General features: G+C 65.0%; 15 protein-coding genes. 7 read left to right on the top strand and 8 right to left on the bottom strand.

Annotated elements, in window-relative coordinates:
• The first annotated feature begins 55 nt into the window (after positions 1-55).
• On the top strand, positions 56-1,408 hold the full coding sequence (locus ACLMAJ_RS25855; protein ID WP_412016409.1) for an MFS transporter: 1,353 nt from the start codon (positions 56-58) through the stop codon (positions 1,406-1,408).
• Position 1,409: 1 nt separating this feature from the next.
• Here ACLMAJ_RS25855 and ACLMAJ_RS25850 read toward each other — a convergent pair whose 3' ends face one another.
• The gene (locus ACLMAJ_RS25850; RefSeq protein WP_412016408.1) at positions 1,410-2,027 is read right to left on the bottom strand and encodes a TetR family transcriptional regulator; all 618 of its coding nucleotides are present in this window, start codon (positions 2,025-2,027) and stop codon (positions 1,410-1,412) included.
• A 197-nt stretch (positions 2,028-2,224) separates the two neighbouring features.
• On the opposite strand from ACLMAJ_RS25850, the gene ACLMAJ_RS25845 reads away from it, so the two are divergent.
• The 3 genes from ACLMAJ_RS25845 to ACLMAJ_RS25835 are packed head-to-tail and all read left to right on the top strand — an operon-like array spanning position 2,225 to position 4,794.
• Positions 2,225-3,283 carry a ferredoxin reductase gene (locus ACLMAJ_RS25845; protein ID WP_412016407.1) on the top strand — a complete coding sequence of 353 codons (1,059 nt, stop codon included), beginning with the start codon at positions 2,225-2,227 and terminating at the stop codon, positions 3,281-3,283.
• Positions 3,284-3,315: 32 nt separating this feature from the next.
• Complete coding sequence (locus ACLMAJ_RS25840; RefSeq protein WP_412016406.1) at positions 3,316-4,464, top strand: fatty acid desaturase family protein; 1,149 nt, start codon at positions 3,316-3,318, stop codon at positions 4,462-4,464.
• The gene (locus tag ACLMAJ_RS25835) at positions 4,465-4,794 is read left to right on the top strand and encodes a hypothetical protein (protein ID WP_412016405.1); all 330 of its coding nucleotides are present in this window, start codon (positions 4,465-4,467) and stop codon (positions 4,792-4,794) included. It begins immediately after the preceding gene.
• Here ACLMAJ_RS25835 and ACLMAJ_RS25830 read toward each other — a convergent pair whose 3' ends face one another.
• Entirely contained in the window at positions 4,795-5,322 is a 528-nt protein-coding gene (locus ACLMAJ_RS25830) for a DUF4254 domain-containing protein (protein WP_412016404.1), read from the bottom strand.
• Between the two features lie 328 nt (positions 5,323-5,650).
• Here ACLMAJ_RS25830 and ACLMAJ_RS25825 point away from each other — a divergent pair, with 328 nt between their 5' ends.
• Positions 5,651-6,037, top strand: coding sequence for a hypothetical protein (locus ACLMAJ_RS25825; RefSeq protein WP_412016403.1), 387 nt, complete (start codon positions 5,651-5,653; stop codon positions 6,035-6,037).
• A gap of 92 nt (positions 6,038-6,129) precedes the next feature.
• Here the strand turns inward: ACLMAJ_RS25825 and ACLMAJ_RS25820 are convergent, their stop codons facing one another.
• The 3 genes from ACLMAJ_RS25820 to lpqS form a co-directional block, all read right to left on the bottom strand.
• Complete coding sequence (locus ACLMAJ_RS25820; protein ID WP_412016453.1) at positions 6,130-7,323, bottom strand: MFS transporter; 1,194 nt, start codon at positions 7,321-7,323, stop codon at positions 6,130-6,132.
• Positions 7,324-7,367: 44 nt separating this feature from the next.
• The gene (locus ACLMAJ_RS25815) at positions 7,368-8,657 is read right to left on the bottom strand and encodes a PLP-dependent cysteine synthase family protein (RefSeq protein WP_412016402.1); all 1,290 of its coding nucleotides are present in this window, start codon (positions 8,655-8,657) and stop codon (positions 7,368-7,370) included.
• Between the two features lie 109 nt (positions 8,658-8,766).
• Entirely contained in the window at positions 8,767-9,183 is a 417-nt protein-coding gene (lpqS, locus tag ACLMAJ_RS25810) for a putative copper homeostasis (lipo)protein LpqS (protein WP_412016401.1), read from the bottom strand.
• A gap of 216 nt (positions 9,184-9,399) precedes the next feature.
• Here lpqS and ACLMAJ_RS25805 point away from each other — a divergent pair, with 216 nt between their 5' ends.
• Positions 9,400-10,083: a DUF4389 domain-containing protein gene (locus tag ACLMAJ_RS25805; RefSeq protein WP_412016400.1), complete on the top strand. Its 684-nt coding sequence runs from the start codon at positions 9,400-9,402 to the stop codon at positions 10,081-10,083.
• 32 nt (positions 10,084-10,115) lie between these two features.
• Here the strand turns inward: ACLMAJ_RS25805 and ACLMAJ_RS25800 are convergent, their stop codons facing one another.
• From ACLMAJ_RS25800 to ACLMAJ_RS25790, 3 genes are all read right to left on the bottom strand, one after another.
• Positions 10,116-10,982 carry an ABC transporter ATP-binding protein gene (locus ACLMAJ_RS25800; protein ID WP_412016452.1) on the bottom strand — a complete coding sequence of 289 codons (867 nt, stop codon included), beginning with the start codon at positions 10,980-10,982 and terminating at the stop codon, positions 10,116-10,118.
• 128 nt (positions 10,983-11,110) lie between these two features.
• Positions 11,111-11,926, bottom strand: coding sequence for an ABC transporter permease (locus ACLMAJ_RS25795; RefSeq protein ID WP_412016451.1), 816 nt, complete (start codon positions 11,924-11,926; stop codon positions 11,111-11,113).
• A gap of 10 nt (positions 11,927-11,936) precedes the next feature.
• On the bottom strand, positions 11,937-12,791 hold the full coding sequence (locus ACLMAJ_RS25790) for an ABC transporter permease (RefSeq protein WP_412016399.1): 855 nt from the start codon (positions 12,789-12,791) through the stop codon (positions 11,937-11,939).
• A gap of 165 nt (positions 12,792-12,956) precedes the next feature.
• Between ACLMAJ_RS25790 and ectB the strand changes: the two genes are divergently transcribed.
• Positions 12,957-14,321: a diaminobutyrate--2-oxoglutarate transaminase gene (ectB, locus tag ACLMAJ_RS25785; protein ID WP_412016398.1), complete on the top strand. Its 1,365-nt coding sequence runs from the start codon at positions 12,957-12,959 to the stop codon at positions 14,319-14,321.
• Position 14,322 lies beyond the last annotated feature (1 nt).

Below are 14,322 nucleotides of genomic sequence, written 5' to 3'. Positions count from 1 at the left end.
GCGGGTGGCGAGTATTAACCCGACGTGACGCCGGATCCGCATTAGGCTGCGCGACATGACCGAGGTGGACGCGCGGGCGACTGTCGGACAGGCCGCCGGGCGCGGGCAAGTGGTGGCGTGGGGGTTCTGGGATTGGGGGTCCTCGGCCTTCAACGCGGTGATCCTCACCTTCGTCTTCTCGGTGTATCTCACCGACAAGGTGGGTGATGACCTGCCGGGCGGGATTTCGTCGAGCGCGTGGCTGGGCTGGGCGCTCGGCATCGCTGGGCTGATTGTGGCGGTGACCGCGCCGATCAGTGGGCAGCGCTTCGACGCGACCGCGAAACGTAAACGCTCCCTTGCGGTTTTGACGGCGCTGACGATCCTGACGATGGCGCTGATGTTCTTCGTGCACGACGACTACCACGATCTGTGGATCGGGCTGGTGCTGCTCGGGTTCGGCTCTGCCTTCTTCGAGTTGGCCAATGTGCCCTACAACGCCATGCTGCGCCAGGTATCCACTCCGGCGACGGTCGGCCGGGTCTCCGGATTCGGTTGGGCGATGGGCTATTTCGGCGGCATTCTGCTGCTGTTGATCTGCTACCTCGGTTTCATCGCCGGCGACGGCGACAATCGCGGACTGCTCGGTGTGCCCACCGACGACGGACTGAACATTCGACTTGTCGCGATGCTGGCGGCGGTGTGGTTCGCCGCCTTCTGCCTTCCCGTGCTCTTCGCCGTGCCGGAACTGCCGCGCACCACCGCCGATCCGGGCGCGGCCAAGGCCGGATTCTTCGGTTCCTACCGGGTGCTGTGGCGTGACCTGCGCGAGCTGTGGTCCGTCGATCGCCGCACCGTGGGCTTCCTGGTGGCCAGCGCGATATTCCGGGACGGGCTCGCCGGGGTCTTCACTTTCGGAGCGGTGCTCGCCGTTCGCGTATACGGCATCGCCGATTCCGATGTGCTGCTGTTCGGTATCGCCGCGAATGTCGTCGCGGCCCTTGGTGCGATCGTCGCGGGTCGTTTCGACGACCGCATCGGCCCGAAGATCGTCATCGTCGTTTCTCTTGTCTCGATGCTCATCTGCGGTGCGGCGTTGGTCGTGGTGTCCGGGCCGCTGATGTTCTGGATCTTCGGTCTGTCGCTCACCGTCTTCGTCGGCCCAGCGCAGGCCTCGGCCCGGTCTTTCCTGACCCGACTGGCCCCACCCGGCCGCGAGGGCCAGATGTTCGGCCTCTACACCACCACGGGCCGAGCCGTCTCCTTCATGGCCCCAACGCTTTTCGGCCTGTTCGTGTGGCTCTTCGACGCCGACCGCGCGGGCATTGCGGGTCTGCTGGTGGTGCTCGCCGTCGGACTTGCCGCGCTGTTGATGGTGCCGGGACCGGACCGAGCGGCCGGGCCCGAGCAGGCACCTGCGGGCGAGTGAGTCAGTCCTTGGTCGGCAACCACGCGCCCATGCCGAGGGCGATGAGACGGACCTGGTGGACGGTGCGGTCCACGATGGCGCGTTGGTCGCGCGGTGCGGCGGCGACGTAGGCCGCGATGCCGTCGGTGACGGTGGCGACCAAGAGGTCGGCGGCGATCTCGAGGTCGTTGGGTGGCCAGGAGTCGAGGGCGCGCAAGCGGGAGAGGTCGGCGACGAGTTCGCGGACGATCAGTTGTAGTTCCATCGCGATGGCCTGGCGTAATGTCCCCGAGCCGCCATGGCGCTCCCGGGTGAGGAAGCCGTAGATCTCGGTTTTGCCCGCGACCTGTCCGAAGACGAAACGCACTGTGTCCGACAAGCTGGCCTCGGGAGTGCGTCGCACCTCGCGCAGGGCAAGGCGCAGCGCTTTGACGCCCTCGTCGACCAGCGTCGCGCCGAGATCCTCCAGCGAGGCGAAGTGGCGGTAGAACGCGGTCGGCACGATGCCTGCCGAGCGGGCGATCTCACGCAGGCTGAGCGCGGCGAAACCGCGGTCGGCGGCCAGGGCGAGGGTGCCATCCAGTAGGGCCTGGCGGGTTCGCTCCTTGCGCTCGCCACGGGTTGCTGCCTGCTCACTCATCTCGGTGAGCATACATACGTTCACCATTCGCCCCATTCGTAGATGTTGTTCGGGTCACACGTTTTGCCGGTTGACATCGCACCCCGGTCATCAGTCACACTAGTTGAGTGTACAGACGTGCACTGAAATTAGGCCGCACGTCCCGAGGCCTGGCAAACAGGGCCCCGGCTCCCGACAAGCAAGGCACGGAGAACCGAATGGTGGATCTCGTCAACCTGGTGCAGACCCTGACCACGCCGCACCCGCTCGACCGGTATCTGGAACTCATCCGCCCGATGCTGACAACCCGGGTGATGCGGGCCGAGATCATCCACGTGCGCCGCTCGGTGCTGGGGTCGGTGACGCTGACCCTGCGCCCGACCTGGCAGTGGACCGGTCACAACCCAGGACAGTATGTCCAGATCGGCGTCGTTATCGACGGCGTCAGGCACACCCGCTGCTATTCCCCGGTGAACGCGGCCTCGCGCCGTGACCGGCACATCCAACTCACCGTGAAGGCACACCCGGAAGGGCTGGTGTCGCAGTACCTCTACCGCAACGCGCTGCCCGGCATGGTGGTCGATCTCGCGCCCGCCACGGGCGTATTCCAGCTGCCGGAGCCGCGCCCGGACCGCATACTGCTCGTCAGCGGCGGCAGCGGCATTACGCCGGTGCTTTCGATGCTGCGCACCCTCGCCGAGGAGGGCTATCCCGGTGAGGTCACCTTCCTGCACTACGCGAAATCGCCGGAGGTGCAGCCGCATCGCCCGGAACTGGCGCAGATCGAGCGGACGCACAAGAACTTCCGTGTCGAATCGCGCTACACGAGTTACGGTTCGGGCTACTTCGACTACGACGAGTTGGAGCGGGTCGCGCCGTGGTTCGCCGACGCGCAGACCTTCGTCTGCGGTCCGCCGGGACTGATGGACGCGGTGCGCAAGATCTTCGAGGCCGAGCAGCTTGCCGACCGGCTGCACACCGAGGAGTTCACCCTGTCGGTCGCGCCCGTCGAGGTGGGCGAGGCATTCGGCACCGTGAGCTTCGCGGCGAGCGGGGTGCGCGCGGAGAATGACGGCGCCGTCCTGCTCGAGCAGGCCGAAGCGGCCGGTCTGACACCGGAATATGGCTGCCGGATGGGTATCTGCTTCTCCTGCACCGCGGTTCGGCGCACCGGTTGCACCCGCAACGTGCGTACCGGCGAAACCGACAGCGATCCCGATCAGCCCATTCAGTTGTGCATCAACGCACCCGTCGGCGACGTCGAGATCGACATCTGAGCAAGAGATTTCAACGCTAAGGGGAGTAATCAATGACCATTCTGACCGAAACCAAAGACGGCCCGCTGGTACTGACCCCGGACCAGATCGAGGAACTCGGCGTCCAGCTCGACGAGCTGCGCGCCAAGATCGTCGCCGATCTGGGCGAGGGCGACCGCGAGTACATCTACTCGATCATCAAGGCGCAGCGCGGCTTCGAGGTCGCCGGTCGCGGCCTGATGTATCTCGGCTTCCTGCCGCCGTTCTGGCTGGCCGCCGTTGCCGCGCTCAGTGTGTCGAAGATCTTGGACAACATGGAGATCGGCCACAACGTCATGCACGGCCAGTACGACTGGATGCGTGAGCCCGACCTGAATTCCCGTGAGTTCGAGTGGGACAACGTCTGCCCGGGCGACCAGTGGCGGCATTCGCACAACTACATGCACCACACCTACACCAACATCCACAACAAGGACCGCGACATCGGCTACGGCATCCTGCGCGTCGATGAGGATCAGAAGTGGAATCCGCTGCGCCTGGGCAATCCGCTGTACGCCTTCGGTCTGATGATGCTGTTCGAGTGGGGCGTGATGGGCCACGACCTCGAGGTCGAGAACATCGTGCGTGGCAAGCGCACGTGGGCCGACCTGAAGAAACTGCTCAGCGGGCAGTGGCGCAAGGCTGGTCGGCAGGTGCTCAAGGACTACGTGATCTTCCCCGCGCTGTCGGGCCCGCTGTTCGTCAGCACCCTCGCGGGCAATGTCACCGCGAACCTGGTCCGCAATGTCTGGGCCTTCTCCATCATCTTCTGTGGTCACTTCCCAACCGGCGTACAGACGTTCACCGAGGAGGAGACGGAGTTCGAGACGCGCGGTGAGTGGTACGTCCGGCAGATGCTCGGCTCGGCCAACATCACCGGCAGCAAGCTGTTCCACATCATGTCCGGCAATCTTTCGCATCAGATCGAGCATCATCTCTTCCCCGACCTGCCCGCGAACCGGTATCCGGTGGTGGCGCCGGAGGTGCGCGCGCTGTGCGAGAAGTACGGTCTGCCCTACAACACCGGCTCGTTCGGCAAGCAGATCGGATCGGTCTGGGGAAAGCTATTCAAGCTCGCACTTCCGCCGTTCTTGGTCGGGAAGGACAGCACGCCCGGTGTTATTGTGATGCGACAGGGGCAGCCAACCGAAATGGGCGTGTGAATGATCGGGAAATTCGAAAGCAACAAGGATTTGATTCAAGAATTGACGACTTCCGGTGCACGACATGTCGGTAATATCGCGTCGATCATCACCGGCACCGTGCAGGACGTCACACGGGAGATCGGTGAGTGGATTACCGACGCCATCGAGATGAACGAAGCCGCCGCGGCGGCTCGGCGTGACGCCGAGGAGTTGCACGAGGACGGGCTCGCCGACGATCTACTCGCCGACGACGCCGACGTTTCTTATGACGCGGAGGTGGAACCGTCGGCGGGCCCGGCGTTCGTCGAGGCCGAAGTGGTCGAGCCGGGGACCGGCGACCTCAGGTGATCACCACATCGGCAGGCGACGCCGGTGCTCACTCACGTCGGTAATCAGATCTTTGTACCCGTCGACCAGTTCGGCCAGCCGACTCCACTGCAGGTGGGCTTCCCCGTCCAGCTGTAGTGGGTCGGCGGGTGTTTGCTTCGTCAAAGCCTGTTGTGCCGCAACCCATTTCGCAGCCATTCGATCGATGACGGCGCCGAGCGTCTCGGTGTGCAGTGAGGCGCCCGCGCGGTGCTGGATATTGTCGGCTACCCAATTGTCGATGCGATCGACCAGATCCGCGCGGCGTCCGTCGAGGTCCTCGACCAGCTGGGTGCACGCCGCGACCCGCCCGCTGGATGCGTCGGGTGCGTGTGCGGCTCGGGCGGCGCGCTGCCTGCGTTCATGGCATTCGACGAGCTCGTGGGCCGCATCGAGTACCTGATGTTGTCGGCGGTGCGGATTGTCGGGTTCACGGAATGTGCGTAGTAGCGCCAAGGGTGGCGGCAGCTCTCCGGATTCGGTCCGGTGTTCTAGGTATTCGGTAGGCATGATGCGTACCCCTGCGGTAACGATGCGATTTGGATGCGCCAGGGCCGAGGGGGATTTCAGGGAGGGGCACCCCTAGGCTCCGGCGCAGACCCGCGCCCGGAGCGTCACCCCCAAAGGTCCACCAACACGGCAAAGAAACCGGGAAATCCGCGACGATGCGATGAGGAAGACAGCCCGAGAAATCGGGACTCTTTCAGGAAAGCGCGATAGTCGGATCGGCGCAATAGTGTGGTGCGAAAATAGATAACCTGCCTGGTAATCGTTATGGTCCGTTACGGACCGGTCACATGAATGGCACCGTCGACGCCGTGGAGAAATCTGGGAGCGCATGGGCAGCAATCTGTTCCGGCGCGGCGGCTGCACAGCGCCCTTTCATCCGCTAGCCTCGGTGTTCGTGCCTGCCTATGTGTCCTCACCCGAGTTGACATTCGGCTTCATGTTCGCCCTGGAAGACCCCGAGCGAATTGCGGAGGTCGTACGAACTCTCATCGTCCGAAAGACCGTGTCGGTGTTTCGACTCGCGCGACTGTCCGATGACGACGGCCCACCCGAACGCTATGTCGTGAACTGGGCTGCCATTCCACAGATTTCGATCACAACCAGTGCTCCGGAACCGGACGAGATGGCGGCTGACCGCACCATGTTGGTGAATGCCTTCCTCGGCGAGGAAGGGGAAGTGAGTCTGTACTCGGCGACGGGGCAAGCGCCGAGCTGATCCGCTCGACCTCCATGTTTGAAATGCTCTCTCTTCAAACCCCGCCCCGGGCACGTTGCGCCCGGGGCGGTTTGCGTTCGCGATGCGGATGCTCAGGCGACCGGCACCGGTGCGTCCAACCGTCCGGACCGCGCGAGCCCGTACAGACCGGTCGCCGATGCCGCGCCGATCGCGATCAGCCCGGCCCACGCCAGCGAGCTCATACCCACGGCACGGGCCGCGTCCATGATCGTCCCGGTACCGAGATTGCCGAGCAGGATGCCGATCCCGACGATCGTGTTGTAGCAGCCGTAGTGGGTGGCGACCAGGCGATCTCGACACAGCGCGACCACCGTGTCCATCTCGAACGGAAACACCGCCGCCGCACCCACGCCGAGCAACGCCGCCGTGACGAGCAGCGCACCGACGGCCGTCCAGCCGCCAAGGCCGGTGCCGGGCACCAGCAGCAGCGGGACGAACGCGGCCGCCAGTATCGACATGCCGAAGACCAAACTGTATGGACGGCCCCAGCGTTCGGTGAACCAGCGGGTGATGCGCAGCTGCCCGGCGATCGCGATCACGCCGGACACCACGAAAACCACCGTCATCAACGCGGCGGCCGAATCGGACCCGACGATCCGGGCGGCCTGCATCGGCAGTGCCAGATAGACCTGGAACGACAGCACGTAGCAGCCGATCATCGCCACCGCGAAGAGCAGGAACGGACGATTCACCAGCACCACCCGCCAATCATCGAGAACCGTCGTGGCGTTCGGCCCGGCCCGATGCTGTGGCAGCGCGCCGAGTTGGGCGAGGGTGAGCACACCGAACACCACCGCGGCCCCCGTCGCGGTCGCCCGGAAATCGAAGGCCATCAAGGCGAGACCGACGATCGGGCCGAACAGGATGCCCGCCTGATAGAAGATGTTGAACACCGCGAACGCCTCGATCCTGCGCTCGGCCGAGTCCACCGCCAGATAGGCCCGCACCGCCGGATTGAACAGCGCGCCCGCGAAACCGGTCGCCGCCGAGGCGATCAGCAGTGCCGACAGGGAATCGGCGAAAGCGAGCAACGCGAAGCCGCCGGTACGCAGCAGGCATCCGGCCACGATCAGCGGCTTGTACCCGAGCCGGTCGGCCAGGGTGCCGCCGATCAGGAACATGCCCTGCTGGGAGAAGTTCCTGATGCCGAGCACCAGCCCGATCGCCCAGGCGGCCAGTCCGAGCGGACCGGCCATATACCCGGCCAGATACGGCATCAGCATGTAGAAGCCGACGTTGATCGCGAACTGGTTGACCATCAACATCCGGCTCGGCCGGTTGAAGGACCGGAAGGTGGCGTACACGCCGGTCACGGGCCGACCTCCGGCGCTGTCTCTGCGATGTGCGACCGTTGCGCCTGATCGGTAGGTGCCGGCCTCGCGTGGCGCGCGTCCGGATCGGTGTCCGAGTGTGACTGCGGCACAGTGGGATCGCCGGTCCCGTCCCGGTTCTTGGGATCGACGACGGTGGTGCAACGGGTCCACGAGTCGAGGACCACGGCGCTCGGATGGGCGATGGTAACCGGCTCATTCGGCGGTTCGATGCCGAACAGTCCATGTTCGCGGCAATATTCATCGTTGTAGACGGTGTCGAAATAGCGCAGTGGTCCATCCGGGAAGACGGCGGCTATCCGCACGTCCGCGTCGCTGGTTCGGGCCAGCCAGCCTGCGACGAGCGCGACCGCGCCGACGCTCCAGCCGCCGCTCGCGTGATGCGTCGCGGCCAGCGTGCGGCACGCCCATACAGCCTCGGCCGGTGCTACCCAATGGATTTCGTCGAATGCCGGATAGTCGACATTGTCGGGATGGATGCTGGAGCCGAGGCCGCGCATCAGTCGATGTCCCGCCGGTTGCCCGAAGATGGTGGACGCGACGGTGTCGACGCCGATCAGTCGCAGCCGGGGAAAATATCGGCGCAGCACCTTGGCGATGCCCGCGGAATGCCCGCCGGTACCCACCGAGCACACCAGTGCATCCACCCTGCCGAGCTGTGCGACCAGTTCCATGGCGAGGGGCTCGTAGGCTTCCTGGTTGTCGGGGTTGCGGTATTGGTCGGGGCACCAGGCGCGCGGATCGTCGGCGAGTAGTTCGGTGACGCGGTCACGCCTGGCCTGCTGCCAGCCGCCAGCCGGATGAGGCTCGCTGACCATCTCCACGCGTGCGCCATAGGCGGCCAGCATGTGCCGCATGAGCGGTTCCAGGCCGGGATCTGTGACAAGGGTGACTGGATGCCGATGCTCTATGCCCGCCAGCGCCAGCCCCAAACCCAGGGTGCCGCTGGTGGATTCGATGATCTGCGCGCCCGGTGTCAGCTCACCGCGTGCGGTGGCGCGCGCCACCATGTGCAGGGCGGTGCGGTCCTTCATACCGCCGGGATTGGCGCCCTCCAGCTTCGCCCAGAACCCGCGGCCGTGCGCCGATGCGGGTGCGGGAGTGAGTGGTTCGGTGATCCAGAGGACAGGTGTGTTGCCGACCATGGTGGCAGGGCGTTGGCAGCGATTCGCCGTCGTCAACAGACTTGCCGGACTCGGCAGCGGGGTTGGGTCGGTCGGGAGAGCGGGCGCGCGCAGAGCTTGCGCGCGCACAGCCAGGTGCTGCATGGGAATCGTCGATTCTCTTCGGTCGCTGGTAGACAGCGAGCAGGTGTGAGTGCGGGAAGCGCACGAACACCGGCCGGGCCCCGGCAAGCTCCGGCCTGACGCTGGCCGATCAGATCCTGGCGATGCCGATTCGAACGAGAAGGTCCTTGCCTCGACGGCTGGGCAGCAGGCGCGGCGGCGCGCGTAACCCGCCGCCGAGCGCGGCGGGCAGCGGCAGTACGAATACCAGCGTGGCGGCGAGGATCAACAGGCCGAGCATCGGCGACGTGCCGCGGGGCAGCGTGACCACGACCGCTTCGTTCGCCAGATGCTGGTCCGGTGCCGCGGCGTGCTGGTGCCGATCGATCTGGAACTGGGCGGACACGGATGAAAGTACTGTCGGACCAGACGATTCGATGTGCGCGTGAGTGGCACCGGCGGGTGGGAAGAGGTGACATTCCGGCAGCGCCAGCGTCAGCGCCCAGAGGACGAACGCGAAGGCGACGATCACCCGGATTCCCGGGAAACGCACCATGCTGAACGTCACGGTTCCCGATACTACAAGCCACTCCGTGGTGTCACGGGCACAGCCGTAGTCACCGATGGGGACCATGCGGCGTAGGGGCGGCCACGCCCGGGTGGGGGATTCCGTTGGCGTGTCGGTATCTGAACGTTTCACGGGCGGTTCGCTCATACGGGACAATTAGGACATTCCGCAACCCTATCCGTTGCGTGTGTCGAAGCACCCGAAGGAGCGTCGATCATGGAACCCGAAAATCCTGTCGATCTGGGGAAGTCCGTCAATCCGGTTCGTGTCAGAGGAGACCTCGACCCCGCGTTGTCGCGGTGGATGTGGTTGGTCAAGTGGATCTTGGCTATCCCGCATTACATTGTGCTGTTCTTCCTGCACATCGCCTGGGCCGTTGTCACGGTGATCGCGTTCTTCGCGATCCTTTTCACCGGGAAGTATCCGCGTGGAATGTTCGATTTCAGCGTCGGCGTGCTGCGCTGGGGCTGGCGGGTGGCCTTCTACGCATGGTCCCCTGTCGGCACCGACAAGTACCCGCCGTTCAGCCTCCAGTCGAGCGCTGACTACGCGGCCGATGTCGAGGTGGACTACCCCGAGCGACTGCATCGCGGCCTCGTCCTGGTGAAGTGGTGGTTGCTCGCCATTCCGCACTACCTGCTGATTTCGGCGTTCGTCGGTGGTGGATACATGGCCTTCGGAGACGACTACGGCGTCTCGTGGATGCCACTGTTGTCGGCCCTCACCGTGATCGCGGTGGTGGCACTGCTGTTCACCGCGGTGTACCCGAAGGGTTTGTTCGACTTCGCGATGGGAGTCAACAGGTGGGTGCTGCGGGTGGCGGTCTACAGCTCACTGATGCGTGACGAGTACCCGCCGTTCCGGCTCGATCAAGGCGCGCGGGAGGCCGAAAACAACTGAACGCCACGGCGACAGAGCCGGGCATCGAGGGGCTACCAGTCGGCGGATTCGTAGATCCGCCGGACCACACCCTCGATGTCCGGCTCTTCGATGGAGAGGTCACGAACCTCGGCGCGGTCGGATACCGCCGCGAGAAGCTGCGCGGCCGTTGTCCTTTCGGCGTCGAAGGCCAGCCGCTGGCGCATCCCGTCGCCCTCGCTGCTCAACAGTTCGGCGCCGGGGAGGTCGTCGAGGTCGCAGGTCGGTGCGGCCAGGTCGACGGCAAGCACGCGCCGAGCGCCGACCCGGACCGCGAGTCCGTTGACCGTACCGTCGTAGACCAGGCGGCCGCCGTCGACGACGAGGACGCGATCACAGAGTCGTTGGATATCGCCCATGTCATGGGTGGTCAGCAGCAGTGTGGTGCCGCGGTCGACGCGTTCGGCGCGGAGGAACTCGCGTAGGCGCTGTTTGGACAGCACGTCGAGGCCGATGGTCGGCTCGTCGAGGATCACCAGTTCGGGGGAGTGCAGCAGCGCGGCGGCGACCTCGGCCCGCATCCGTTGCCCCAGCGACAGCTGACGCACCGGTGTGTCGAGCGTTTCGGCCATCTCGAGCTGCTCGACCAACTCATGCGTGCGTTTGCGTGCGACGTCGGGTTCGAGCCGATGGATCGCGGCCAGGATCGAAAACGATTCGCGCAGCGGCAGATCCCACCAGAGCTGGGAACGCTGCCCGAACACCACTCCGATGCGGGCGGCCAATTCGCGACGCTGCCGGACCGGTTCCAGGCCGCAGGTGCGCACCGTGCCCGCGGTGGGGACCAGGATGCCGGTCAGCATCTTGATGGTGGTGGATTTGCCCGCCCCGTTTGCCCCGATATAGCCGACTGCCGCGCCGCGCTCGATGCGGAAGGTCATCCCGTCGACGGCGGTCAGTTTTTCGCGCTGTCTTCGCCATCGGTGGCCATTCTTGCGATGCAGAATGAATTCCCTTGTCAGGTTTTCGATATCGATGATCGCTTCCGGTAATTCGGTTTTCCCCACGCTTACCCGCCGCCTCCCTGATAGTGCCGAGTGCCGATCCGCCACAAGCCGAGCGCGAGCAGCCATACCCAGATCGCCGCAAGCGGAGCCAGCCACGCTAGCCAGGATGGCAGTAGCGGTGGTCCCGGCATGCCGAGTAGCGCGATTGTCGGCAGGTAAGCCGTGAACGAAACAGGGATGGCGAATCCGAACAGCAGCCGCAATGGCGTCGGGAATACCGACGCTGGTTGCATGGCGGCGAACGATCCGCCATAGGTGAAGCTGTTGGTCAGTTCGGATCCGTCGATCAGGAAGAACTGTGCGCCGGCGGCGCACACGAACAGGCCGCCGAACACGGCGATCCCGCTGGTCAGCGTAGTCGTCAGAAGCACGAATGTGTCAGGGCCCCAGGATATATCGTTGCGGATAAGACCGAGGCCGAGCACGATGATCGCGACCGACGCCCGAGCAAGGCGGCGCAGCGATATGTCACTGGTGATCAGTTGCAACAGCAGCGGCTGTGGTCGCAGGTAGTAGGCGTCGATCGTGCCCATTCGGATCAGCACCGGCAGCGAATCCAGGTGGCCGAACAAGACCTGCGCCAGCGCGAAGCAGGTGTTGCTGAGCCCGAACAGCAGCAGCGCGCCGTCGAGGTCGAGCCCGCCGAGTATTCGGACATTGTGGAAGATGACCCACACCTCGGCGAACTCGACCAGTCCGATCAGGAACGCGCTGAATATTTCGGTGGCAAAGGACAATCGGTATGTTTGCTGGGCTCGGATCCTGGACGCGAGTACGGCGGCATACGGGGTGTACCAGGCGCCTACCGGTGCGGGCATGAGCGGTGGCTCAGCCACCTTGCACCTCCAGCCTGCGACGTCCCGCCGCGAGCAACACCCGGCCGACCGCACCGATAAAGAGCACCCAGAACATTTGTGCGGCAATGACGGTCACCGACTCGGTTCCGGTAATTCGGCCCGACAGGATGTCGATCGGAGACTGCAAAATCGACGGAAACGGCGTGACATCTGCGATGGTGCGCAGCCAGTCCGGGAACATGTGCACCGGCACGAACAGTCCGGCCAGAAATGTGCCGCTGATCTGGTACAGCACGCGCAGACCGCGCGTTTCCACCACCCAGAATCCGATCAACCCGACGGCGAACAAACATAGGAACGACAACGTAACCGCGAGCAGCACACTGAAAAACCCCAGCAGGTAGGGGCCGGGGGTGTTCGGCATGGTCAGCCCGAATGTCAGCACCCCCACCAGTACGCTCGGGATGCCGCGCGGCAGTATGGTGGCCGCGGCCCGGCCGAGATCAGCGGCCAGATAACCGAATTGGACATCGACAGGTCGCAAGAAGTCGATCGCGATATCGCCATTCTTGACCCGTTCGACGAGTTCCAAAGGTGGGCCCATGAATTGGGTTGCGCCGAGCATTCCCTGCGATAGCCAGACATATGCGCCGATCGAGCCCTCGTCGTATCCACCGAAGCCATCCGAGGCGCGGACCGCTGCCATCATCACCGCGGCACGGACGAACCCGAACACGCAGTTCGTGAACAGCCCAGCGAACATCGCGAGCCGGTACTGCGACTGCCGCCGGAAACCCGCGCCGGCGAGGCAAAAGTAGACCATCCCGCCCCGCCGAAGGTGCACTGCCGCGGCAAGCCAACGTTCCCCCTCCGCACTTGCACGCACAAACAGTCAACTGTAGAGGGGGCGAGCGGACGCGCGGAAGCCCTCCACGCGATTTTCGGAAAAGTGCTACGTACTCGGTGCCGCAGTGTTAGAAACGCAGTCACTTCAGATTTGCCGCCACGTCCATCCGGCGGAGCTGTTCGCGCACGACGGGAAGGATCGTCGATGACTGTGTCCACCGCTGGCGACTGCTTGCAGGTCGGTCGAAACAGCACCGCTGGCGACTGCTTGCAGGTCGGTCGAAACAGCACCGCTGGCGACTGCTTGCAGGTCGGTCGAAACAGCACCGTTTTCGAGGAGCTCGAGTCGAATGTCCGCGGGTACTGCCGGGCATGGCCGACGGTGTTCGACACCGCGAGCGGAGCCTGGTTGCGCGACGAGAACGGTAAGGACTACCTGGACTTCTTCGCGGGCGCGGGCGCACTGAATTACGGCCACAACAATCCGGTTCTGAAGAAGGCACTGATCGACTACCTCGCGGGCGACGGCATCACCCATGGGCTCGACATGTCCACGGTCGCCAAGCGCGGACTGCTGGAGACCTTGCGCGACACCGTCTTCTCGCCGCGCGGACTGGACTACAAGGTGCAATTCCCCGGGCCCACCGGCGCCAACGCGGTGGAGGCCACGCTGAAACTGGCCCGCAAGGTCACCGGCCGCCAAGGCATCCTCAACTTCACCAATGCTTTTCACGGCATGTCGCTCGGCGCGCTTTCGGTGACGGGGAACGCCGCGAAGCGGGCCGGGGCCGGCGTGCCGCTGGTACACGCGACGCCGATGCCCTATGACGGATACCTCGACGACGCCGACAATCTGCGCTGGATGCGCCGTGCCATCGACGATCCCTCCTCGGGCCTCGACATGCCCGCCGCGGTGATCGTGGAGACGGTGCAGGGTGAGGGCGGGGTCAATGTGGCTGGCGCGCAATGGCTTCGGCAGCTGGCCGAGCTTTGCGCGACGCGTGGCATCATGCTGATCGTCGACGACGTCCAGATGGGCTGCGGTCGGACCGGCCCGTTCTTCTCCTTCGAGATCGCGGGCATCACCCCCGACATAGTGACCATGTCCAAATCGATCGGTGGCTATGGCTTGCCGATGGCGCTGGTGCTGTTCAAACCGGAACTCGATCAATGGGCGCCCGGCGAGCACAACGGCACCTTCCGTGGCAACAACCCTGCTTTCGTCACCGCCAGAGTGGCATTGGAGCACTACTGGTCCGACAGTGCTCTGGAACAAGCTGTCTTGGCCAAGGGGGAGCGAACGGCGCTGGCGCTGGCCGAGTTCGCCGCCGCCTTCCCGGGCGTCTCGACTCGCGGGCGCGGGCGCGGTCTCGTGCACGGGCTCGTGTTCGAGGAGGCGTCACGTGCGGGCAAGGTGAGCCAGCTCGCCTTCGAGCACGGACTGCTCGTCGAAACCTCCGGCGCGGCCGACGAGGTCGTGAAACTACTACCGCCGCTGACCATCACCGACGACGAACTCGACCACGGCTTGGCGCTGCTTGCCGGAGCGGTCGAGGTGATCTGCGGCTGAG

It is taken from the genome of Nocardia arseniciresistens (assembly GCF_046764875.1).
GTDB lineage: Bacteria > Actinomycetota > Actinomycetes > Mycobacteriales > Mycobacteriaceae > Nocardia > Nocardia arseniciresistens.
Note: the sequence above shows the minus strand (reverse complement) of the source record. Positions and strands in the feature narration are given on the sequence as shown.